This window comes from Aerophototrophica crusticola (genome assembly GCF_012913305.1).
Taxonomy (GTDB): domain Bacteria; phylum Pseudomonadota; class Alphaproteobacteria; order Azospirillales; family Azospirillaceae; genus Niveispirillum; species Niveispirillum crusticola.
The window spans coordinates 1,497,877-1,520,946 of record NZ_CP051775.1 but is presented as its reverse complement, the minus strand read 5'-3'; the positions used below and the strand labels follow the sequence as shown (position 1 = coordinate 1,520,946).

General features: G+C 68.3%; 18 protein-coding genes, 1 tRNA gene and 2 pseudogenes. 16 read left to right on the top strand and 5 right to left on the bottom strand.

The window, feature by feature from the left end:
- Nucleotides 1–76 precede the first annotated feature (76 nt).
- Complete coding sequence (locus HHL28_RS07490) at nt 77–1,174, top strand: pyridoxal phosphate-dependent aminotransferase (RefSeq protein ID WP_075769187.1); 1,098 nt, start codon at nt 77–79, stop codon at nt 1,172–1,174.
- 18 nt (nt 1,175–1,192) lie between these two features.
- Here the strand turns inward: HHL28_RS07490 and recG are convergent.
- A pseudogene (gene recG, locus HHL28_RS07485) lies at nt 1,193–3,273 on the bottom strand (ATP-dependent DNA helicase RecG).
- A gap of 92 nt (nt 3,274–3,365) precedes the next feature.
- Between recG and HHL28_RS07480 the strand changes: the two are divergent.
- Together HHL28_RS07480 and mfd are read left to right on the top strand one after the other, a co-directional pair.
- The gene (locus tag HHL28_RS07480) at nt 3,366–3,638 is read left to right on the top strand and encodes an FAD assembly factor SdhE (RefSeq protein ID WP_075768999.1); all 273 of its coding nucleotides are present in this window, start codon (nt 3,366–3,368) and stop codon (nt 3,636–3,638) included.
- A gap of 186 nt (nt 3,639–3,824) precedes the next feature.
- Nucleotides 3,825–7,436 (top strand): transcription-repair coupling factor, encoded by a 3,612-nt coding sequence (gene mfd / locus HHL28_RS07475; RefSeq protein WP_404326751.1) that lies wholly within the window; start codon nt 3,825–3,827, stop codon nt 7,434–7,436.
- Here mfd and HHL28_RS07470 read toward each other — a convergent pair.
- Nucleotides 7,433–8,074 carry a DsbA family oxidoreductase gene (locus HHL28_RS07470; protein WP_075769000.1) on the bottom strand — a complete coding sequence of 214 codons (642 nt, stop codon included), beginning with the start codon at nt 8,072–8,074 and terminating at the stop codon, nt 7,433–7,435. The two genes, mfd and HHL28_RS07470, sit on opposite strands and share 4 nt — an antisense overlap.
- 155 nt (nt 8,075–8,229) lie before the next feature.
- Between HHL28_RS07470 and HHL28_RS07465 the strand changes: the two genes are divergently transcribed.
- Nucleotides 8,230–8,619, top strand: coding sequence for a hypothetical protein (locus HHL28_RS07465; protein WP_075769001.1), 390 nt, complete (start codon nt 8,230–8,232; stop codon nt 8,617–8,619).
- Nucleotides 8,620–8,749: 130 nt separating this feature from the next.
- Here the strand turns inward: HHL28_RS07465 and uvrA are convergent, their stop codons facing one another.
- Nucleotides 8,750–11,602, bottom strand: a complete 2,853-nt coding sequence (gene uvrA / locus HHL28_RS07460; protein WP_075769002.1) for an excinuclease ABC subunit UvrA — start codon at nt 11,600–11,602, stop codon at nt 8,750–8,752.
- A gap of 453 nt (nt 11,603–12,055) precedes the next feature.
- Here uvrA and ssb point away from each other — a divergent pair, with 453 nt between their 5' ends.
- A complete protein-coding gene (ssb, locus tag HHL28_RS07455) occupies nt 12,056–12,622 on the top strand; it encodes a single-stranded DNA-binding protein (RefSeq protein WP_075769003.1) in 567 nt (188 codons plus the stop codon).
- A gap of 61 nt (nt 12,623–12,683) precedes the next feature.
- On the opposite strand, the gene HHL28_RS07450 is transcribed toward ssb, so the two are convergent.
- Complete coding sequence (locus tag HHL28_RS07450) at nt 12,684–12,878, bottom strand: hypothetical protein (protein ID WP_169654927.1); 195 nt, start codon at nt 12,876–12,878, stop codon at nt 12,684–12,686.
- Between the two features lie 164 nt (nt 12,879–13,042).
- Here HHL28_RS07450 and HHL28_RS07445 point away from each other — a divergent pair, with 164 nt between their 5' ends.
- The 11 genes and pseudogenes from HHL28_RS07445 (at nt 13,043) to HHL28_RS07390 (ending at nt 22,484) form a co-directional block, all read left to right on the top strand.
- On the top strand, nt 13,043–14,398 hold the full coding sequence (locus tag HHL28_RS07445) for an MATE family efflux transporter (protein WP_075769005.1): 1,356 nt from the start codon (nt 13,043–13,045) through the stop codon (nt 14,396–14,398).
- A 289-nt stretch (nt 14,399–14,687) separates the two neighbouring features.
- Nucleotides 14,688–17,429: a DNA gyrase subunit A gene (gyrA, locus tag HHL28_RS07440; protein ID WP_169655663.1), complete on the top strand. Its 2,742-nt coding sequence runs from the start codon at nt 14,688–14,690 to the stop codon at nt 17,427–17,429.
- A 30-nt stretch (nt 17,430–17,459) separates the two neighbouring features.
- The gene (gene coaD / locus HHL28_RS07435; protein ID WP_075769007.1) at nt 17,460–17,969 is read left to right on the top strand and encodes a pantetheine-phosphate adenylyltransferase; all 510 of its coding nucleotides are present in this window, start codon (nt 17,460–17,462) and stop codon (nt 17,967–17,969) included.
- Nucleotides 17,970–18,077: 108 nt separating this feature from the next.
- Nucleotides 18,078–18,153, top strand: a tRNA-Lys gene (locus HHL28_RS07430).
- 158 nt (nt 18,154–18,311) lie between these two features.
- A complete protein-coding gene (locus tag HHL28_RS07425) occupies nt 18,312–18,473 on the top strand; it encodes a hypothetical protein (protein WP_169654925.1) in 162 nt (53 codons plus the stop codon).
- 122 nt (nt 18,474–18,595) lie between these two features.
- Nucleotides 18,596–18,913, top strand: a complete 318-nt coding sequence (locus HHL28_RS07420; protein WP_075769008.1) for an STAS domain-containing protein — start codon at nt 18,596–18,598, stop codon at nt 18,911–18,913.
- Nucleotides 18,914–19,070: 157 nt separating this feature from the next.
- A complete protein-coding gene (locus HHL28_RS07415; RefSeq protein ID WP_075769009.1) occupies nt 19,071–19,892 on the top strand; it encodes a protein phosphatase CheZ in 822 nt (273 codons plus the stop codon).
- A gap of 17 nt (nt 19,893–19,909) precedes the next feature.
- Nucleotides 19,910–20,215 (top strand): STAS domain-containing protein, encoded by a 306-nt coding sequence (locus HHL28_RS07410; protein ID WP_075769010.1) that lies wholly within the window; start codon nt 19,910–19,912, stop codon nt 20,213–20,215.
- Between the two features lie 78 nt (nt 20,216–20,293).
- Nucleotides 20,294–20,947 carry an ATP-binding protein gene (locus tag HHL28_RS07405; protein ID WP_169654923.1) on the top strand — a complete coding sequence of 218 codons (654 nt, stop codon included), beginning with the start codon at nt 20,294–20,296 and terminating at the stop codon, nt 20,945–20,947.
- A pseudogene (locus HHL28_RS07400) lies at nt 20,944–22,145 on the top strand (PP2C family protein-serine/threonine phosphatase). The gene HHL28_RS07405 and the pseudogene HHL28_RS07400 overlap by 4 nt, the downstream one beginning before the upstream one ends.
- 3 nt (nt 22,146–22,148) lie before the next feature.
- Complete coding sequence (locus HHL28_RS07390; protein WP_083698778.1) at nt 22,149–22,484, top strand: PilZ domain-containing protein; 336 nt, start codon at nt 22,149–22,151, stop codon at nt 22,482–22,484.
- Nucleotides 22,485–22,508: 24 nt separating this feature from the next.
- Here HHL28_RS07390 and HHL28_RS07385 read toward each other — a convergent pair whose 3' ends face one another.
- Nucleotides 22,509–22,982 (bottom strand): RT0821/Lpp0805 family surface protein, encoded by a 474-nt coding sequence (locus HHL28_RS07385; protein WP_075769014.1) that lies wholly within the window; start codon nt 22,980–22,982, stop codon nt 22,509–22,511.
- Nucleotides 22,983–23,070 lie beyond the last annotated feature (88 nt).

Genomic DNA, 23,070 nt, shown 5'->3' with positions numbered 1-23,070 from the left:
ATCCGGCCTTTCGGGCGTGCCGGGCCAGGGCTGTTGGGAGCCCGCCTCACGGGGGCGGGTGGCACCCTTCATCGTCATGGAGGTGATGCGCGCCGCCAACGCCCGGGCCGCGGCGGGCGGCGACGTGCTGCACCTGGAGATCGGCCAACCCAGCACCTCGGCGCCCAAGGCGGTGGTGGAGGCGGCGGAGAAGGCCCTGCGGTCCGACCGTTTGGGCTATACGGACGCGTTGGGCCTGCCGGCCCTGCGGGAAGCCATCAGCCGCTGGTATCGTGACCGGCACGGCGTGAGCGTCCCGGCCGAGCGGGTGGCGGTGACGACAGGCTCATCCGCCGGGTTCCTGCTGGGCTTCCTGGCGGCGTTCGAGCCGGGGGACCGGGTGGCGCTGGCAGCACCCGGCTATCCCGCCTACCGCAACATCCTGCGCGCCCTTGACCTGGAGCCGGTGGAGGTGCCCTGCGGGCCGGAGACGCGGTTCCAGCCCACCCCGGCCCTGCTGGAAGCGCTGGACAGGCCCGTGCGCGGCCTGATCGTCGCCAGCCCCAGCAACCCCGCCGGCAGCATGCTGTCCCCGGCGGAGCTGGCATCCCTCGCCCGCTGGTGTGAGGCGAACGGCGTGCGGCTGGTGTCGGATGAGATCTACCACGGCATCACCTTTGGCAGCGTGGCCGCGTCCACAGCGCTGGAGACCAGCCAGCGGGCGCTGGTGGTGAACAGCTTCAGCAAGTATTTCAGCATGACCGGCTGGCGCCTGGGCTGGCTGGTGGTGCCGCCGGAGTTGCAGCGGGCGCTGGAGTGCCTGTCGCAGAACCTCTACATCTCCCCGCCCAGCATCAGCCAACATGCCGCCGTGGCCGCCTTCGACGCGGTGGAGGAGCTGGAGGGCCACGTGGCCCGATACCGCCGCAGCCGCGACCTGCTGCTGGAAGAGCTGCCCAAGGCCGGGTTCGGCAAGCTGGCCCCGGCGGACGGGGCCTTCTATGTCTATGCCGACGTCTCCGACCTGACCGACGACAGCGAGGCGTTCTGCCGCCATATCCTGGAGCGGACCGGTGTGGCCATCACCCCGGGCGTGGATTTCGACACCGCCCGGGGGCACCGCTTCCTTCGCCTGAGCTTCGCCGGGAGTGAGGCGGAGATCGCGGAGGCGGCGAGGCGGCTACGGACCCTTTAGGGCGGGCGACCCGCGCCCTCAGCCCGACCGCAGGTACTTCACCGCCGCGTCCCGCTCAAACAGGTACAGCAGCACCCGCAGGTTCTGGCCCCGCTCACTGTTCAGCTCCGGGTCCCGCTCGATCACCAGGCGCGCGTCGTCGCGGGCGGTGGCCAGCAGGTCGCCATGTTCGGCAAGGTCGGCCAACCTGAACTCCGGCAGGCCGCTCTGCCTTGTGCCCAGCACCTCGCCGGCGCCGCGGAGTTGCAGGTCCTTCTCGGCGATGACGAAGCCATCCTCCGTGTCCTTCATGACCTGGAGGCGTTCCCGCGCCGTTTCCCCAGCGGCTGGTACCAGAGTAGCAGGCAGGTGCTGGCCCCGCTGCCGCGGCCCACCCGGCCGCGGAGCTGGTGGAGCTGGGCGAGGCCGAAGCGCTCGGCATGCTCGATCACCATGATGGTGGCCTCGGGCACGTTCACGCCCACCTCGATCACCGTGGTGGCCACCAGCACGTCCAGCTCGCCGGCGGCGAAGCGGGCCATGACGGCGTCCTTTTCCGGGCCCTTCATCTTGCCGTGGATCAGGCCCACCCGCTCCCCCAGCCGCTCCCGCAGGGTGGCGTGGCGCAGGGTGGCGGCGGCGAGGTCCACCTGTTCCGACTCCTCCACCAGGGGGCAGACCCAATAGACCCGCTGGCCGTTCCGGATGGCCCTGGGCAGGCCCTCCACCACCTCCTCAAGCCGGTCGGCGGACATGACCACGGTCTTCACCGGCTGGCGGCCCGGCGGCTTTTCCGTCAGGCGGGACACGTCCATGTCGCCATAGGCCGTCAGGGTGAGGGTGCGGGGGATGGGGGTGGCGGTCATGACCAGCGTGTCCACCCCGCGGCCCTTGCCGGCCAGTTGCAGGCGCTGGTGGACGCCGAACTTGTGCTGCTCGTCGATCACCGCCAGGGCCAGGTCACGGAAGGCCACCTCCTCCTGGAACAGGGCGTGGGTGCCCACCAGGATGTCGATCTCCCCTGATATCAGCCGGTCCAGCACCGCTTGGCGCGCCTTGCCCTTGTCCCGGCCGGTCAGCACGGCCAGGGTGACGCCCGCGGCCTCGCACAGGGGGGAAAGGCTTTCCGCATGCTGGCGGGCCAGAATCTCGGTCGGCGCCATCAGGGCGGCCTGGGCCCCGGTCTCCACCGCGTTCAGCATGGCCATCAAGGCGACCACGGTCTTGCCGCTGCCCACGTCACCCTGGAGCAGCCGCAGCATGCGCTCGGGGGCGGCCATGTCCTGGTAGATTTCCTCCAGCGACCTGGCCTGGGCGCCGGTGAGGGTATAGGGCAGGGCGGCGGCCACCGCGGCCCGCAGCCGGCCGTCGCCCCTGATCTCCCGCCCCGCCAGCCGGCGCTGGTGCCAGCGCACCAGGGCGAGGGCGAGCTGGTTGGCCAGAAGCTCGTCATAGGCCAGCCGCTGCCGGTGCGGCGCGTCCAGTTGCACGTCGTCGGCCGATTCCGGGTGGTGCAGCCGGGTGACGGCGGTGTGCCAGTCCGGCCAGCCTGCCCGCTTGATCCAGGCGGCGTCCTGCCATTCCTCCAGCTTCGGCGCCTTCTGCAGGGCGGCCTGGATGGCGGTACGCAGCGGCTTTGGGTTCAGCCCGCCGGTCAGGGGATAGACCGGTTCCGTGGCGCTGGTGGGGGCCGTCTCCTCCGCCGGGCCGTAATAGTCGGGATGGACGATCTGGAGCTGGCCGTTGAACCGCTCCGCCTTGCCGCTGACGGTGATCTTCTGGCCGACGGGCAGCTTCTTCTCCAGCCAGTCGCCCTTGATGTGGAAGAACACCATCTCCATCAGGCCGGTATGGTCCGTGCAGCGGATACGGTAGGGGCGGCCGGGTTGCAGGGCGGGGGCATGGCCGTCCACCCGCACGGTCAGGGTCACCACCCGGCCCTCCGGCGCCTCGGCGATGCTGCCGACGGCCAGGCGGTCGATGACACCGCTGGGCTTGTGCCACAGCAGGTCCACCACATGCGGGCCGGCCAGCCGCTCAGCCAGCTTGCCAAGCTTCGGGCCCAGCCCGGGCAGGCTGGTGATGGGGGCGAACAGGGGGAACAGGATGGCGGGGCGCAAGGGCAGGGCCGTAAGGTCGCGGGTGCTGACAGGATCGTGTCCGGGTTCTATATCCTACAGCGGAACGCCCTTCACCATGTACATCCAAGGCCATGACCGACAGCAGCGAAGCCACCCTGGACACCCGCCGCAAGCGCCTGATCTTCCGCAGCTGGCACCGCGGGACGAAGGAGATGGATTTGCTGATGGGCAGCTTCGCGGAGAAGCACCTGCCGGTGCTGTCCGAAGCCGACGTGGACGCCTATGAGCGCCTGCTGTTCGAGCAGGACCCGGACGTCTATGACTGGATCCTGGGCCGCCTGCCCGTGCCGGCGGAGCATGACACGCCTGTCATGACGCTGCTCCAGGGGCACCGGTACGCGTGACGTCAGGGCGCCGTTCATGATGCGGCTCACCTCTGGCAATTGCGAGAGCTGAACTGGTGACCGTTGGCCGCCGGCCGCTGACGATCTCACCCGTCGTGATGTTCCGGGCCCGCCAAAGCATCGACGACGCCCCGGCCTCTCCCATATAAGGCGTCCCGCCTGTCCGTTGCCGTTGGGTGATGTCCCGTGATTCCCGCCCCTGCCGTCGCCTTGAACCTGGGCTCGCCCCGCCGCCTGCTGCTGGCCGGCACGCCGGAGGGGCAGGATGCCCGCGTGTTGGTGGAGTTGGCGCGCAAGGGGGGCAGCGCCGGGCTGCTGCATGTGGCCACGGACGATGCCCGCGCCGCCCGGCTGGCAGACGCCGTCAGCTTCTTCGACCCGGAGGTGGAGGTGGTGCAGTTCCCGGCCTGGGACTGCCTGCCCTATGACCGGGTGTCCCCGAACGGGGAGATCGTGGCCAAGCGCATCGACGCGCTGACCCGGCTGCTGGAGACCAAGCGCACCCGGCCCCTGCTGGTGGTCACCACGGTGAACGCCGCATTACAGAAGGTCCCGCCGCGCCTTGCCTTCCGCAACGCCACCTTCCGGGCCAAGGTGGGCGGCACGGTGAACGTCAACGAGCTGCAGCGTTTCCTCAGCCAGAACGGCTATGTCCGCGCCCAGACGGTGCGGGAGCCGGGCGAGTATGCGGTGCGCGGCGGCATCATCGACCTGTTCCCGCCGGGCACGCCGGAGCCGCTGCGCCTGGACCTGTTCGGCGACGATCTGGACGGGGTCCGCACCTTCGACCCCATGACCCAGCTGACGACGGAGAAGCGGGACAGCTTCGTCCTGATGCCCATGTCGGAGGTGTTCCTGGACGAGGTCAGCGTCCAGCGCTTCCGTACCGGCTACCGGGAGCTGTTCGGTGCCGTGACCGGCGACGACCCGCTGTACGAGGCCATCAGCGCCGGCCGCAAGCAGGCGGGCATGGAGCACTGGCTGCCCCTGTTCCACCCATCCATGGAGACGCTGTTCGACTACATGCCGAACGCCTCCATGACCCTGGACCCGAACGTGGAGGAGGCGCGGGACCAGCGGCTGGCGCAGGTGGACGATTTCTACACCGCCCGCAAGACCCTGAAGGAGGCGGAGAAGCAGTCCGGCAACCCGGTCTACAAGCCGGTGCCGCCGAGCATGCTGTTCCTGGACGGCCCCACCTGGGACCTGCACCTGTCCGTGCGCGCCGTGGCCCAGTTGAGCCCCTTCGCTGCCGTCGAGGCCGGCGGCAACCCGGACCTGGCCGATGCCGGCGGGCGCAAGGGTCGGGACTTCGCCGACGCCCGCGTGCAGTCCGGCGTCAACGTCTATGACGCCCTCCGCGAGCATATCGATGCCATGCAGGCGGACGGCCGGCAGGTGGTCATCGCCGGCTATTCCACCGGCGCGCGTGACCGCCTTCTGTCCGTGCTGAAGGAGCATGGGCTGGAGAAGCTGAAGCCCTGCGATACCTGGGCGGAGGTGCTGGCCCTGCCGCGCACCACCACGGCCCTGGTGGTGCTGGCCATGGACCATGGCTTCACGGCCCCCGGCCTTGCCCTCGTCACCGAGCAGGACGTTCTGGGCGACCGGCTGGTGCGGGCCGGGACGAAGCGCAAGCGCCGGGCCGCCAACTTCATCGCCGAGGCGTCAGGCCTGAACCCCGGCGACCTGGTGGTCCATATCGACCATGGCATCGGCCGCTATGATGGCCTGGAGACCCTGACCGTCGGCGGCGCGCCCCATGACTGCCTGCGGCTGGTCTATGAGGGCGGGGACAAGCTGTATGTCCCGGTGGAGAACATCGAGGTGCTGTCCCGCTATGGCGGGGAGGACGCGGCGGCCACCCTGGACAAGCTGGGCGGGGCCGGCTGGCAGTCCCGCAAGGCCAGGGTCAAGAAGCGGCTGAAGGACATGGCCGACGCCCTGCTGCGCATCGCGGCGGAGCGGGCCCTGCGCAAGGCCGACCCGGTGGGCGTGCCCGACGGCGCCTGGGACGAGTTCTGCGCCCGCTTCCCCTATGCGGAGACGGACGACCAGCTGAACGCCATCAGCGATGTGATGGACGACCTGTCCTCCGGCCGGCCCATGGACCGGCTGGTCTGCGGCGACGTGGGCTTCGGCAAGACGGAGGTGGCCCTGCGCGCCGCCTTCCTGGCGGTGATGAACGGTATGCAGGTGGCCGTCGTGGTGCCGACCACCCTGCTGGCCCGGCAGCACTACCGCACCTTCGAGGCGCGGTTCCAGGGCCTGCCAGTGCGGCTGGGGCAGCTGTCGCGGCTGGTGACGGCGAAGGAGCAGAACCAGATCAAGGCGGGCTTGGCCGACGGCACCATGGACATCGTCGTCGGCACCCACACCTTGCTGGGCAAGGGGGTGGACTTCAAGAAGCTGGGCCTTGTCATCGTGGATGAGGAGCAGCATTTCGGCGTGAAGCAGAAGGAGCGGCTGAAGGAGCTGCGGTCCGATGTCCACGTCCTGACCCTGACCGCCACGCCCATCCCGCGCACCCTGCAACTGGCGCTGAGCGGCGTGCGGGAGCTGTCGCTGATCGCCACGCCGCCGGTGGACCGGCTGGCCGTGCGCACCTTCGTGCTGCCCTACGACCCGGTGGTGATCCGCGAGGCCATCCTGCGGGAGCATTTCCGCGGCGGGCAGAGCTTCTATGTCTGCCCGCGGGTGGAAGATCTGGAGAAGGTCCGCCGCGGGTTGGAGGAGCTGGTACCCGAGGTGAAGGTCATCACCGCCCACGGGCAGATGGCGGCCACGGAGTTGGAGGAGGTGATGACCGCCTTCGACGATGGCCGCTATGACGTGCTGCTGGCCACCAACATCATCGAATCGGGCCTGGACATCCCCCGGGCCAACACGCTGGTGGTCCACCGGGCGGACCTGTTCGGCTTGGCCCAGCTCTACCAGATTCGTGGGCGTGTGGGCCGGTCGAAGGTGCGCGGCTATGCCTACCTGACCTACCAGCCCCGGGCGGTTTTGTCCGCCACGGCACAGCAGCGGCTGCACGTGATCGAGACACTGGACAGCCTGGGTGCGGGTTTCCAGTTGGCCAGTCACGACATGGACATCCGCGGCGCCGGCAACCTGCTGGGTGAGGAGCAGTCCGGCCAGATCCGCGAGGTGGGCGTGGAGCTGTACCAGCAGATGCTGGAGGAGGCGATCTCCGCCGCCCGCACAGGCAAGACCGACGCCCAGATGGCGGAGGAGGGTGGCTGGTCGCCCCAGATCAACCTGGGCATGCCCGTGCTGATCCCGGAAGCCTATGTGGCCGACCTGGGCGTGCGGCTGACCCTGTACCGGCGCCTGTCCGACCTCCAGACCCGTGACGAGATCGAGGGCTTCGCGGCGGAGCTGATCGACCGCTTCGGGCCGCTGCCGGAAGAGGTGGACAACCTGCTGAAGCTCGTTGAGATCAAGCGGCTGTGCAAGGAGGCCTGCGTCGCCAGTCTGGATGCGGGGCCGAAGGGCGCGGTTGTCGGGTTCCGCAACAACAACTTCAAGAATCCGCCCAAGCTGGTTGAATTCCTTCAAAAACAGGCGGGCACGGCCAAGCTGCGTCCCGACCACAAGCTGGTGGTGCTGCGGCCCTGGGACAGCCCGGAGACCCGGATGGCCGGCGTCCGCACCCTGATGCAGGCCCTGGCCCAGATGGCGGCGGGGGAGAAGGTGACGGAGGACCTGGCCCCGCCGCCCCCACCGCCGCCAATCCCCCCGCCGCCCAAGTTCCCGCCCGCCAAGCGCAAGGTGCTGCCGCCCTGGAAGCGTTAGTCTTCCAGCGCGGCATCCTCCGCCGCCAGGTCCAGCATCGGCACCAGGGCCGTCCAGTCCTGCGCCCCGCCCAGGGCATAGCGGCGGTTGAAGACGAAGGCCGGGACGGAATGGACGCCCAGGCGCTTGGCCCGCTCATCCGCCGCCAGCACGCGCTGTCGGTCGCGGTCGCCGCGCACATGGCCGTAGGCCTCGGCCGGGTTCAGTCCCGCACGGCCGGCAAGGGTGGCCAGGACCCGGTGGTTGCCGATATCCTGGCCTTCCTCGAAGAAGGCCCGGAACAGCAGGGAGACCAGCCGGTCGGCCAAACCCGCCTCCTCCGCCAGCCGCACCAGCCGGTGGGCGTCCAGGGTGTTGGGGGTGCGGCGGATCAGGTCGAGGCGCAGGGGCACGCCGTCCCGCGCCGCGGTCTGCTCGATCACCGTATGGACATCGCGCGCCCGCAGCAGCCCACCGAACTTGGCCGCCAGATAGCTCTGCCGGTCCATGCCACCCGGCGGCAGGTCCGGGTTCAGCAGGAATGGTAGCCAGCGGATCTCCACGGGCAAACGTGGCCGCTCCGCCAAGGCCCGTTCCAGGCGCCGTTTGCCGATGTGGCACCAAGGGCAAGTGAAGTCGGCGTAAATCTCGATCAGCATGGGAAAGGCAGGTTACCTTCCCTGGAAAGCCTTGGCGAGGGTGCCCGTGGAAGCTGTGCCGGAGCGCACCTTCCAGCATATGTCCGACACTTTGCCATTTCCGCGCCACCGCCAACCCGTTAGTTTGGGGCAGCATGCAACCAAGGGGGCGGGCCATGAGCGAAACCTATGTCACGCTCAAGATCCGTGAGGCGTTGGCAGCGGCCCAGGGCAGCCGCGCCCAGGCGCAGCGTATCCTGGTGGCCTGGGCCCTGGATGACGACCAACTCCTGCGCGGCCTGTGCAAGCCCTTCCTGCGCGCCATCGCCGGCAGCGCCATCGCCTCCGCCGCGAAGGGGCAACCGGCCCCGGCATCGGTGACCCCGGCCCCTGGCCAGGGCATCACCCGCGGCGCCAAGCCCGCCCCGCGCAAGCTCCCGCCCCAGATGCTGGATGCCATCATCGCCCGCATGGGTACCCAACAGCCGGAGCCGACACCGCCCGAAGGGGGCGAACAGGCGGAGTCGCTGAAGACCCTTGCGGCGGCGTTCAAGCGGAAGTTCTGACGCCGCGCGTAGGTCGGATTAGCCGCCAAGGGCGGCGTAATCCGACATTACAAGGCGGGTTAGCAATCGTCGTGAACCAATTGTTTTGCCGTCGGATTACGCGGGCAGAAGCCCGCTAATCCGACCTACATCACGCCCTTTTCTTCTTCGGCTTGGCCGCTTCCAAGTAGGGGCGGAGGTAATGCCCAGTGTGGCTGCGGGGTTCGGCGGCCACGTCCTCAGGCGTGCCTTCGGCGACGATCTCCCCGCCGCCGGAGCCGCCCTCAGGGCCCATGTCGATGATCCAGTCGGCGGTCTTGATGACCTCCAGGTTATGCTCGATCACCAGCACGGTATTGCCCTGCTCCACCAAGGCGTGGAGCACCTCCAGCAGCTTGCGCACGTCCTCGAAATGCAGGCCGGTGGTGGGCTCGTCCAGGATGTAGATGGTGCGGCCGGTTGAGCGGCGGGCCAGTTCCTTGGCCAGCTTGACGCGTTGCGCCTCACCGCCGGACAGGGTGGTGGCCGGCTGGCCGATCTTGATGTAGCCGAGGCCGACGCGGTTCAGGGTGTCCAGCTTGTCCCGGATGCTGGGCACGGCCTTGAAGAAGTCCGCCCCTTCCTCCACCGTCATGTCAAGGACGTCGGCCACGCTCTTGTTCTTGTAGAGGATTTCCAGGGTCTCACGGTTGTAGCGCTTGCCGTGGCAGACGTCGCAGGTGACATAGACGTCCGGCAGGAAGTGCATCTCGATCTTGATGACGCCGTCGCCCTGGCAGGCCTCGCACCGGCCGCCCTTGACGTTGAAGCTGAACCGCCCGGCGCCATAGCCGCGGGCCTTCGCCTCCGGCAGGCCGGCGAACCAGTCGCGGATCGGGGTGAAGCAACCGGTGTAAGTCGCTGGATTCGAACGGGGTGTGCGGCCGATGGGGGACTGGTCGATGTCGATGACCTTGTCCAGGTTCTCCAGCCCGTTGATGGTCTGATAAGGGCCGGGATGCTCCCGCGCACCCATCAGCTTCTTGGCCAGGGCCTTGTACAGGGTCTCCACGACAAGGGTGGACTTGCCACCGCCGGACACGCCGGTGACGCAGGCGAAGGTGCCCAGGGGCACGCGGGCCGTGACGTCCTTGAGGTTGTTGCCGGTGCAGCCGGTGATCTCCAGCAACTGGCCGGGATGGCCCTGGCGGCGGACCCGCGGAATCTCGATGCGCTTGCGGCCCGACAGATAGGCGGCGGTGACGCTGTTGGGGTTCTGCATCACCTCTGCTGGGGTACCGGCGGCCACCACGGTGCCGCCATGGACGCCGGCCCCCGGGCCCATGTCCACCAGATAGTCGGCGGTTCGGATGGCGTCCTCGTCATGCTCCACGACGACGACGGTGTTGCCGATGTCGCGCAGCCGCTTCAGGGTCGCCAGCAGCCGGTCGTTGTCCCGCTGGTGCAGGCCGATGCTGGGCTCGTCCAGAACATAGAGCACGCCCGTCAGGCCCGAACCGATCTGGGAGGCCAGCCGGATGCGCTGGCTCTCGCCGCCGGACAGGGTGCCGGAGGCGCGGTCCATGGCCAGGTATTCCAGGCCGACATTGTTAAGGAAACCAAGGCGTTCGTTGATTTCCTTCAGGATCCGGACCGCGATTTCCCGCTGCTTCTGGGTCAGGTGCTGGTCCAGCTCGCCGAACCAGGCGCCGGCGTCCTTGATGGACATGCGGCTGACCTCGGCAATGTTAAGGGCGCGGACCTTCACCGCCAGCGCCTCCGGCTTCAGCCGCGCCCCGCCGCAGGCCTCACAGGGCTGGGAGGACTGGTACTTGGACAGCTCCTCCTTCATCCAGGCGGATTCGGTTTCCTTCCAGCGCCGCTCCAGGTTCCGGACCACACCCTCGAAGGGCTTGTTGGTCTCATAGGCGCGGAGGCCGTCGTCATAGCGCATGGTCACCGGCTTGCCGCCGGTGCCGAACAGGATGGCGTCCTTGATGGCGTCTGGCAGCAGCTTCCAAGGCGTCTCCATCTTCGCCTTGAAGTGCCGGCAGAGGCTTTCCAGGGTCTGCGCATAGTACTGGCTGGTGCTGCCGGCCCAGGGGGCTATGGCGCCCTCCCGCAGGCTCAACCGCTCATCCGGGACTACCAGTTCCGGGTCGAAATACAGCTTCTCCCCCAGCCCGTCGCAAGCGGGGCAGGCGCCGAACGGGTTGTTGAAGCTGAACAGCCGCGGCTCGATCTCCTCGATGGTGAAGCCGCTCACCGGGCAGGCGAACTTGGCGGAGAAGACTGTGCGCTCCTGCGTGTCCGCGTTCTCGATGAACAGCAGCCCATCCGACAGTTCCAGCGCCGTCTCGATGGAGTCGGCCAAGCGGTTGCCCAGGTCCGGCCCCACCTTCAGCCGGTCCACCACAACCTCAATGTCGTGCTTCAGCTTCTTGTCGAGGGCGGGGGCGTCCTCGATCTCCATCAGCTCCCCATTGATGCGCACGCGGGTGAAGCCGCGCTTGCGCAGTTCCGCCATCTCCTTCTTGAACTCACCCTTCTTGCCGCGGGCGATGGGGGCGAGGAGGTAAAGGCGGGCGCCTTCCGGCATGGCCATGATGCGGTCCGCCATCTGGCTGACCGTCTGGCTCTCGATGGGCAGGCCCGTGGCGGGGGAGTAGGGCACGCCGATGCGGGCGTAGAGCAGCCGCATGTAGTCATAAATCTCCGTCACCGTGCCGACGGTGGAGCGGGGATTGCGGCTGGTGGTCTTCTGCTCGATGGAGATGGCGGGGGACAGCCCCTCGATGCTGTCCACGTCCGGCTTCTGCATCAGCTCCAGGAACTGCCGGGCATAGGCCGACAGGCTCTCCACATAGCGGCGCTGCCCCTCGGCATAGATGGTGTCGAAGGCCAGCGAGGACTTGCCCGAGCCGGACAGGCCGGTGATGACCACCAGGCTGTCGCGCGGCAGGTCCACGTCGACGTTCTTCAGGTTATGCTCGCGGGCGCCGCGGACGCTGATGTGCTTGTTCATGCTATGTTCTTAGCGCGAATGCCTGGGCCGGGGAAGGGACTTTGGAAGGTCGCAGCAATATGGCACCGCGATACGGGTATTTCGACGGGCCGGGAGCATCGGAGACTCGGGTTTGCCGTGAGGCAGCCTTGCCGAAAGGGGGCTTGTGCGCCGGGCGGGAACCGATTGGGCGGCCGAACCGGCGGGTGACTCGGGCCGAATCGCGGGGGATCGGAGATTGCCGGTGGGCATAGGTCTTCCCAAAGTTCCGCAAATGTTCTACATATCGGGGCGAGGGGATGGGGTCCCGCTCCGTTCCGGTTCTGGTCGCCTTGGCGGCGGAACCGGGGCGCTGTAGGCTCTCCCACCCCCTTGGGTCCGGATGGGCCCTCGGCGCCGGCCGGCCCTGTGCGGGTGATCCCGTGCAGATCGGACTATTGGCGAAGGAACAACGATTTAGCGAAAGAGCGAACTATGGCTGGCAGCGTCAACAAGGTCATCCTGATCGGGAATCTGGGCAAGGACCCGGAGACCCGGAACCTCCAGAACGGCGGCAAGGTCTGCACCCTGCGGATCGCCACGTCCGAGAACTGGAAGGACAAGAACACGGGTGAGCGCCAGGAGCGCACCCAGTGGCACAGCGTCGTCATCTTCAATGAGAACCTGGTCGGCGTGGCCGAGCGGTTCCTGAAGAAGGGCTCCAAGGTCTATGTCGAGGGCCAGCTGGAAACCCGCAAGTGGCAGGACCAGCAGGGCCAGGAGCGCTACACGACGGAGGTCGTGCTGCGCCAGTACCGGGGTGAGCTGACCCTGCTTGACGGTCGGGAGGGTGGCGGCGCCGGGGCCGGCGGTGGCGGTTACGAGGACCGCGGCGCCGACTACGGCGGCGGTGGCGGCGGCAGCTATGGCGGCGGGTATGAGGACCGCGGCGGTGGCGGTTACGGCGGCGGCGGCCGGTCGTCTGGCGGGCCGCGTGGTGGCGGGGGCGGCGGTGGCCGCCCGGCGCCGGCGGCGGACCTGGACGACGAGATCCCGTTCTGAGGACAGTCATGAAGCGCGGCCCCGGTCACCCCGGGCCGCGTTGCGTTTGGCGGCCTTGGCCCTACATCCGCTGCGGCGTGGTCGGGCTCGGCCGGTCGGGGAAGTCGCCCGGGGTCGGCGTGTCGTGGCCTGGGTTCTCCGTGCCCGGCGGCAGTTCCCCGGGGTAGGACGGCGTGGTGGCCGGCTGGTCGGCCGGGGGCGGCATCTCGGTGTTGCCGGGAGACGGCATGCCCGGCGGGGTGGGGGCGATACCCATGGTCGTGCCTTTCTGTTCCGTGCGCTCCCATAGGTAACCGGTACGGGTGGGGCCGGGTTCCTGCATGGCTCCGGGCGCCCGCTCCCGCCCGTGTCCGCCGTCACAGCATCCCGCGCCACCTTGCGTTAGGGGCTCCGTCCCGCCGCTGATCCAGAGTGCGTCCCATGTCCGCCGCCGACCTCGCCCAGCAGAGCCTGGCCCCCCGGGTTTCCCGCCATGTGCGTGAGCTGGTGCGGCTGGCTGTGCCGGTCATGGTGGCCCGGGCCGGGCAGATGACCATGGTCACGGTGGACACCATCGTCGTCGGCCGCTACGGCGCCGAGGCGCTGGCCCATTTGGGCCTCGCCGGCAACATCCAGGGCACCCTGCTGGCCATCCTGGCGGGGCTGCTGCTCGGCACGTCGGTCAAGACCGCCCAAGCCATGGGCGCCGGGCGGGAGGAGGAGGCGGGGGCCGTCTGGCGCCGGTCCATCCCCTATTCGCTGCTGCTGGGGCTGCTGACCGGGCTGTTCTGCCTGGCGGGGGAGCCGCTGTTCCTGCTGACCGGCCAGACCCCGGACCTGGCGGCGGGCGGGGGCAGCGTGATGATGGTCTATGCCTTCGGCATGGGCGGTGCGGCACTGCTGTTCACCACCAGCTTCTTCCTGGAGGGGATCAAGCGCCCCCTGCCTGGGATGGTCGCCATCCTCATCGCCAATGTGGTGAACATCGGGCTGGATTGGTGGCTGGTGTTCGGCGGCGGTCCCGTGCCGGCCCTGGGGGCGGAGGGTTCGGCCCTGGCCACCACCATCATCCGCTGGGCCATGGCCCTGGCGCTGATCCTCTATGTATGGCGGCTGCCGGACCATGAGCGGTTCGGTATCCGCAAGCCGGTCCAGGGCCTCTGGCTCGGCGGGCGGGCGCAGCGGCAGCTTGGCTATGCCGCGGGCTTGAGCAATGGGATCGAGGCCTCCGCCTTCACCGCCCTTGGCCTGTTCGCTGGCTGGCTGGGGGCGCTGGGGGTGGCGACCTTCACCATCGGCCTGAACCTGATCGCGCTGCCCTTCATGATGGCCCTGGGACTGGCCAGCGCCACGGCCGTGCGGGTCGGCACCGCGTACGGCGCGGGGGACCGGCGGGAGGCGCAATTGGCCGGGTGGACCAGCCTGGGCGTGACCGTCGCCGTCCTCGGCCTGCTGGGCCTCGTGTTCGCGGTGGCGCCGGGGTCCATCGCGGCGGTCTTCACCCGTGATCCCGACCTGGTGGCCCTGTCAGTGCCCGTGGTGGCGTTCAGCGCCTGGCTGCTGGTGGCCGACGGCGGGCAGGTGGTGATGGCCCAGGCCTTGCGGGGCCGGAACGACGCCTGGATTCCCACGGTGCTGCACTTCTTCAGCTATTTCGCCGTGATGATGCCGGTGGGCTGGTACCTGGCCTTCCCGCTGGGCCGGGGCGTGCTGGGCCTGTTCGAGGGCATCTTCATCGCCAGCGTCGTATCCGTCTCCATCCTGTCCGTCCGCTTCTGGTGGCTGGGTAAGCGATGACGTGCCCTCAAGCGCCCCCGGCTCTGGAGCCGGGGCAGGCTCGCGCCCGCTCCGCGGGCTGGCGGTCGCCGGCCTTCGGTGACCGCTGGACTGGCTGCGTGCCAAGCACCCCGTTTCGTTGTCGCGTCGGGCATATGGTGATACAAGACGCGGTCCGTTCCCGCGGGGGGCCCGCATGCCCATATGTGCCTGTATCCCCCGGTTTTCCGCCGATCAGAACGAGTAGCCCTCGGTGACTTCAGCGAATCAGCTCCCGTCCGACATCTCCCCCGTGACCATCGAAGAGGAGATGCGGCGCTCGTACCTCGATTACGCCATGAGCGTGATCGTCAGCCGCGCCCTCCCCGACGTGCGCGACGGGTTGAAGCCGGTGCATCGCCGCATCCTCTACGCCATGAAGGAAGGCGGCTACGACAGCACCAAGGCCTACAAGAAGTCCGCCCGCATCGTCGGCGACGTGATGGGCAAGTACCACCCGCACGGTGACAGCGCCATCTATGACGCCATGGTCCGCATGGCGCAGGACTTCTCCATGCGGCTGCCCCTGATCGACGGTCAGGGCAATTATGGCTCCATGGACGGCGACCCGCCGGCGGCCATGCGCTACACCGAGGCGCGCCTTGCCAAGGTGGCGGAGTTCCTGCTGGACGACATCGACAAGGAGACGGTGGACTTCCAGCCGAACTATGACGAGTCGTCGGAAGAGCCGACCGTCCTGCCGGCCAAGTTCCCGAACCTGTTGGTTAATGGCGCCGGCGGCATCGCCGTGGGCATGGCGACCAACATCCCCACCCATAATTTGGGGGAGGTGATCGACGCCTGCATCGCCACCATCGACAACCCCGAGATCAGCATCGATGAGCTGATCGACATCATCCCGGGTCCGGACTTCCCCACCGGCGGCCTGATCCTGGGCCGTTCCGGCATCCGCTCCGCCTTCCACACCGGGCGTGGCAGCGTGGTCATGCGCGCCAAGACCGACGTGGAAGAGATCCGCAAGGACCGCTGGGCCATCGTCGTCACCGAGATCCCGTATCAGGTGAACAAGGCGAAGCTGCAGGAGCGCATCGCCGAGGTGGTGAACGAGAAGCTGGTCGAGGGGATCAGCGACGTTCGCGACGAGTCGGACCGCGACGGCGTGCGCGTGGTGATCGAGCTGAAGCGCGACGCGGTGGCGGAGGTGGTGCTGAACCAGCTGTTCCGCCATACCCCGCTGCAGACCAGCTTCGGCGTGAACATGCTGGCGCTGAACGGCGGCCGGCCCGAGCTGCTGGACCTGAAGTCCATCCTGACCGCCTTCATCCGGTTCCGCGAGCAGGTCATCACCCGCCGGACCGAGTATGAGCTGGGCAAGGCCCGTGAGCGCGCCCACACCTTGGTGGGCCTGGCCGTGGCCGTGGCCAACCTGGATGAGATGATCGCCCTGATCCGCAACGCGCCCGACCCGGGCACGGCGCGGGAGCAGATGATGGCCCGGGATTGGCCGGCTGCCGACGTGGCGCCGCTGATCGCCCTGATCGACGAGCCGGGCCGTGGCCTGTCGGCGGAGGGGACCTACCGCATCTCCGAGGCGCAGGCCAAGGCCATCCTGGATTTGCGCCTGCACCGGCTGACGGGTCTGGAGCGGGACAAGATCGGCGAGGAGCTGGGGCAGGTGGTGGACCAGATCCGCCATTTCCTGGCGGTGCTGGCCGACCGGGGGCTGCTGCTGGACATCCTGCGCAACGAGCTGGGGGAGATGAAGGCGCGCTTCAACACGCCGCGCCGGACCACCATCGAGGAGCTGGAGTTCGAGTCCGACATCGAGGACCTGATCCAGCGCGAGGACATGGTCGTCATCACGACCCAGGGCGGCTACATCAAGCGCGTGCCCGTGTCCACCTACCGGGCCCAGGCCCGTGGCGGCAAGGGCCGCAGCGGCATGTCGCTGAAGGCGGAGGACACGGTCAGCGACCTGTTCGTGGCCAACACCCACACGCCGCTGCTGCTGTTCACCAGCCGGGGCATCGTCTACACGCTGAAGGTTTGGCGCCTGCCGCAGGGCACGCCACAGACCCGGGGCAAGGCGCTGGTCAACCTGCTGCCCCTGGCGGAGGGGGAGACCATCTCCACCGTCATGCCCATGCCGGAGGACGAGTCCACCTGGGGCGACCTGCACGTGATGTTCGCCACCAGCAAGGGTGGGGTGCGCCGCAACCGCCTGTCCGACTTCCAGAACATCCGGGCCAACGGCCTGATCGCCATGAAGCTGGAGGAGGAAGGCGAGACCCTGATCGCCGTGCGGACCTGCAACGAGCGGGACGACGTGCTGCTGTCCACCCACCTGGGCCGCTGCATCCGCTTCGCGGTGGACGAGGTGCGCGTCTTCAGCGGCCGGACCAGCACCGGCGTGCGCGGCATCCGGCTGGCGGAGGGCGACGAGGTCATCGGCATGTCCATCCTGCACCACACCGAGTACTCGGCGGAGCAGCGGGCGGCCTACCTGAAGCAGGCGCGGGAACTGCGCCGGGCGCTTGGCGAGTCGGTGGACACGGACGAGGCGCCGGACGTGGAGGCCGAGCCGGTGGAGACCTCCGTCAGCCTGACGCCAGAGCTGTTCGCCGAGATGCAGGCGCGGGAGGAGATCATCCTGACCGTGTCGGAGCAGGGCTTCGGCAAGCGCACTTCTGCCTATGAATACCGCCTGACCGGCCGCGGCGGCCAGGGCATCTGGAACATGGACATGGGCGACCGCAACCGCGCCATCGCGGCCGTGTTCCCCATCGCCGAGACGGACCAGTTGATGATGGTCAGCGACGGCGGCCAGGTGATCCGCATGCCCACCCACGACATCCGCCTGACCGGCCGGAAGAGCAAGGGCGTCACCCTGTTCCGCTTGTCGGGGGATGAAAAGGTCGTTTCCGTCGCCCGCCTGGCCGATGACGGCAATGGCGAGAACGGCAACGGCAACGGTGAGAACGGCAACGGCGACCATGGCATCCCCGCCGACGGCGGGGAAAACGGGGCGGCAAGCCCGGCCGGGGACGCCTGACGCCGGCTTGGTGAGGGGAAGGGGGAAGACATGGCGGGGCGGCGCATCGGGGTGTATCCGGGGACCTTTGACCCCATCACCAACGGCCACATGGACATCATCCAGCGTGCCGCGCGGCTGGTGGACCACCTGATCATCGGCGTGGCCCGCAACGACGGGAAGGGCCCGATCTTCTCCACCCAGGAACGGGTGGACATGGTGGCGGGGGAGCTGGAGTCGCTGAAGGCCCAAGGCATGAGCCTGGAGGTCCAACCTTTTGACCAGCTGCTGATGAACTTCGCCGTGGCCAGCGGCGCGCAGGTGATCATCCGCGGCCTGCGCGCCGTCTCCGACTTCGAGTACGAGTTCCAGATGGCAGGGATGAACGCCCGCCTGAATCCCAGCGTCGACACCGTCTTTCTGATGGCGTCGGAAAGGCATCAGTTCATCTCCTCCCGCTTCGTGAAGGAGATCGGGCGGTTGGGGGGTGACATTTCCACCTTCGTCAGCCCGCGCGTCTCCACAAAGTTGGCGGAGCGGTTCAAGCTGACGGCGGGCTGACCCCGGCGCGCAGGACAGGGCGGCAGAAAATCACATCTCCCGCGTTGACCTCCGCGCCCGTGCCCCCTATGTTCCGCCGCACCGGCCGGCACCGCACGGCGCATGGATGATCTCGTAGCTCAGCCGGTAGAGCATCTGACTTTTAATCAGAGGGTCCTGGGTTCGAATCCCAGCGAGATCACCACTTCCAGATCGCATCGGTTTTCGATCCAAGTTCCGGCGGAAACGGATCTTAATCCGCCGCTGGTACCCCTTTTGCCCAATTCTGGTCACGCCCGCCCAATCGATAGAATGGGGCATGATTAAGGCTGTCTTAAGGACGGGGCAAAGATGGGCTGGCAGATGTCCCAGGGGCACGACGACAAAGACCTTCTCGCCGGGTTCCGGCAGACGCTGGTCTATGCCGAGGCGAGCCCGGAGGAACGGTCACGCCTGGAGACGTTCCTTGCCGAACTGGCCGCTGAGAATGTCGAGCTGCTGCTGCGCCAGCGCGTGACCCACTGATCCCTCCGGCTCTGTTGATCCGCGGTTGATCTGTCTGTGCCTGCTTACACTTGCGGTATGGCCTTCCTACTGTGATATTCTCCCTTGGCGTCGAGCACGGGCGGGGGGAGTGCGGGGCGGACATGGAGGATGAGGCCGAGGCGCGGGCCGGGGGCATGGTGCTTGTCATGCAGGGACGGCTCACCCTGGCGGACCACGACCAGTTCCGCGAAATTTTGGACATGGCAGAAGGGAAGGCCGGGTCGAGTCTGAGCTTCGACCTGTCGGCCCTATCCTTCATCGACAGCAACGGCCTGGGCATGCTGTTGATGCTGCGGGATAAGGTGCAGGGGCGGGGCGGTCGGGTCATCCTGCGCGCCCCGCGGCCGACTGTGGCCGGCTTCCTTCGCGTCGCCTGCCTGCATACCCTTTTCGACATCGACGGGTTGGTGCCGGCCTGAGCGGAGGTGTCCAGGCCCGGCCGGGTCAAAAAGCTGCCGTGCGCGCAAGCGGTTGGAGACTGTGCGTCGATAGTGGTAGCTATAGGGAAGAGTGGCCGGCGGCGGGCATCCGTCTTACGGATAGGTTCCGGCCGGACGACACTGGGGAGCGGCGTCGGTGTTCGAGCAAGGCAAGACGAGCGGCCTGGGGGAAGAGGAATACACGGCACTGTACGACCGTGTCGCGGCTTCGCCCCGGGGCCAGGCTTTCCTTCGCGAGCATGCCCGCCGCGCCGGTGAGGCCGGCCAAGCCCAACTGGCCCAGACCCTGGCCGACCTGAAGGTGTTGTTCCGCGAGCAGGCCGACGCCCTCCTGACCGCAGGGCGGGCCGATGCGCTGCGCCGCGAACTTCTGGAAATGGCGGCTTCCATCGAGCAGGCGCGCCGCGAGGTGGCGGCGCTCCGCCCCAAGGATGCCGGGTCGAACCGGTTGGAGATCGCCAGCAACGAGCTGGACGCCATCGTCTCCACGACCGAGCGGGCCAGCTTCGACATCCTGCAATCCGCCGAGCGGCTGATGGACATCGGCAACCGCCTGCGCCAGTCCGGCGGGCGGGACGATATCTGCGATGCCATGGAGGCGGAGGTGATGAGCATCTTCACCGCCTGCTCCTTCCAGGACCTGACCGGCCAGCGGACCAGCAAGGTGGTCAATGCGCTGCGCTATGTGGAGCAGCGGGTCAGCGCCATGCTGAGCATCTGGAACCTGGAAGGCGTGGAGGGCGTGCAGGCCGCTGCCGACACCCGCCCGGATGCCCATCTGCTGGGCGGCCCGCGCTCCGACGGGGTGAACCAGGACGACGTGGACGCGCTGATGAGCGGTGCCACCATCATCCAGACGCCAACACCGGCACCGGCTGCCGAAACCGCCAAGCCGGCACCTGCCGCGGCCAGGCCGGTACCGCTCGACCAATCCGCCATCGACAACCTTTTCGACTGAATGCATGGGAGACGGGGATGGACTACTCTGTCCAGACGACCGACAACGGAATCAGGGTGACGTTGACCGGGCGCATGACCCTGGTCGACCATGACAAGTTCCGCGCCGTGGTCGACGCCATCGAGAAGATGCAGGGCACGGCCTGTGAGTTCAATCTGGCCGCCCTGGAGTTCGTGGACAGCTCCGGCCTGGGCATGTTCCTCATCGCCCGGGACGTGGCGATGCCCAAGAACGTGGAGATCCAGCTCAAGGGCGCGCAGGAGAGCGTCAGGCGCATCCTGCAGATCGCCAAGTTCCACACCCTGTTCACCGTCCTGGATTGAGGTGGCGCCGTGGCCCCGGTACCCACAGGCAGGTTCCGGATCGCGGGCCACGGGGTCCCGCAGGGTCTGCTTGCCGGGGTGGCGCAGAAGCTGGGCCTGGGCATCGACGGGGCCGAGACGGATTCGCCGCCGGACCTGCTGCTGGTGGGGGACACATCGGCGGATGAACTTAGGGCCGCGTTGGTGCGGGGCATCGGGGTGGTCGTGGATGCCGACGACCCCGCCCGGGCCGACGGTGTCCTGCCTGTCCTGGGGCGGCCCAACCTGATCCACCTGTCGCTGAGCACGTTGCGTGCCTTCCGGCTGGAGTTGGCGCCGCTGCTGTGTGAGGCGCTGCAATGCCGGGGCTGGATCGCCGGCGACCGCCGCCCGGAGGTGGAACTATGTGTGCACGAGGCGGTGAGCAACGCCATTGTTCATGGGAACCTGGGCATACAGCACGGCCCCAGTGAGGACCCGGCCAGCTTCGACCGCTTCTATGCGGAAGTAAGGATGCGCCTTGCCGATCCCGTCCGCGCCGGCAGGATCCTGCGGTTGGATGCCGTCTGGGACGGCGCGGCCGTGGAGGTCCAGGTCGACGATGAAGGGGCGGGGTTCCAGTCCGGCCCCCAGGCGCTGCCTTCCTCGCCGGCAGCCAAGTCGGGTCGGGGCCTGCACATCATGCGGGAACTCTCTGACGGTGTTTCCTTCGACAGGGGCGGCAGGACGGTCCGCCTCCGGTTCCGGCGATGAGCGGCGGCCCCTATCCCTGGAGCGGCGGCACCGGGCAGCCATCGCCCCAGCGCATCAGCTTCGCCGATTGCCGCGTGCTGGTGGTGGATGACAGCAAGTTCAACCGGGAAATCCTGCACCGATTCCTGGCCTGGGTCGGCATCGGGCGGGTGGAGTTCGCCGCCGACGGCCAGCAGGGCTTGGCCATGCTGGAAGCCCGGGGTGCCGACCTGGTCCTGGTGGACGTCGACATGCCCGTGATGAACGGGTTGGAAATGTGCCGCCGGATCCGGTCAAACCCGTCCTGGTCGGACCTGCCGGTGCTGATGCAGACCTCGCCCGCCTCCGACCCGGCGGGGGTGAACTGCTTCGACGCGGGCGCCAGCGACATCATCGCCAAGCCCATCAACCCCGGGGAGTGCATGGCCCGGGTGCGGCTGCACCTGGAAAAGCAGTTCTTCCTGCGCAACCTGGCGGATTTCCACCGCCGGCTGGAAAGCGACCTGCGGCTGGCGCGGAGCATGCAGCTTTCGCTGATCCCGGACTTTCGCCGGCTAGCTGCGGTGGGTGCCCGCCACGGCCTGTCCATCGAGGGGCACTTTGAACCTTCGGACGAGCTGGGCGGCGATTTCTGGACACTGTTCGAGCTGGGCAAGGGCAAGGTCGGGTTCCTGGTGGCGGACTTTTCCGGCCACGGCATTTCCGCCGCCATCAACACCTTCCGCTTCCATACGCTGATCGAGCGCATCAACCCCATGGATTATGCGCCCGCGGACTGGTTGACCATGCTGAACCGGCCGCTGAAGGACCTGCTGCCGGTGGGCCAGTTCGCCACCTGCTTCTATGCCGTAATCGATCCGGTCGAGGGCTCACTCAGCTATGCCGCCGCGGGCGCGCCGAGCCCGCTGCTGCTGCGGGACGGCACCGCGACCCTGCTGGACGCCAGTGGCCTGATGCTGGGGGTGTCGAACACGCCGCTGCTGACGAGCGACACCTTGCCTTTCCCCCGGGCAGCTCGATCCTGATGTACAGTGACGCCATGACCGAGGCCGTGGATCGCGGTGGCCACCTGCTGGGGGAGAACGGGCTGGTGCGCCTTGCCACGGAATCACTGCCGGGGGGCGAGGGGCGGCTGGCGAGGCTGCTGGCCCGCTTCGACGAGGTGGTCGCCCGCCCCCTGGCCGACGACCTGACGGCCATCTGCGTGACCCGGGTGTGAGCCATGGCGAAGGGGATACTGGGGTGGATGGCGGGGTTGCTGGGCACGAACCGGCGGGCGTTCGACCGCCAGCCGGTCCGCGGCACCGTCACCTTTGCCGTCGGCGGGCAGCGGCATGACTGCCGGCTGCGGGATGTGTCGCCCGCCGGGGCCTTCCTGGAGCCGCCCCTGGCCCTGGCCGTGGGCACCAAGGGGGTGCTGGAGCTCCCCGATGCCGGGATCATGGCCGAGGCGACCGTCGTCCGCCGGACGCCCCAAGGCGTGGGCATCCGGTTCCAACGGGATGACATCGGCGCCATCATCGCCGGCTGGACCTTAGGACAGGATACTTCTTCCTGACCCTTCCGGCTGGTTTTCCCGTCCTCAGCCCACCAGGCGCCAGGTGCCGTCATCCTCGCGGCAGGCGGTGCCGCGGGCCGTTTCGGCTCGGCCGTTGATATAGACGGTGTGGTTATACTCCCGGCAGGTGTTGCCGTTGGAGTTGGTGTAGGTCCGCGTCGGCTCGATGGTGCCGCGGTTGCCCGTGTCCGGGTTGTTCCAGGTGATGGATTCGTTCCGGGCGACGGCCGTCTGCTCCGCCCGCACCGCGCGGTCCTGGTCGGTGGTGGACATGGACTTGGCCAGTTCCCGGCCGGCCAGGGCGCCCAGAACCGCGCCGACGGCCGTGGCCGCTGTGTTGCCAGCGCCTTTGCCGAACTGATTACCGATCAGGGCGCCGCCGGCCGCCCCGCCCAGGGTGCCGATGGTTTCGTTCGAGGGGCCCTGGCCCTGCTGGCAGGCCGCCAAGGTGACGACGGTGGCCAGGGCGGCCGCGGTGTTGCGATAGGCGCGGATCATGATGGCTTTCCTTGCTCAACGGCAGGTCTTTGCTTCGGCAACCCTTTCCCGACCTTGATGGTTCCCTTCGCCCGGGTCGGGGCGGGGT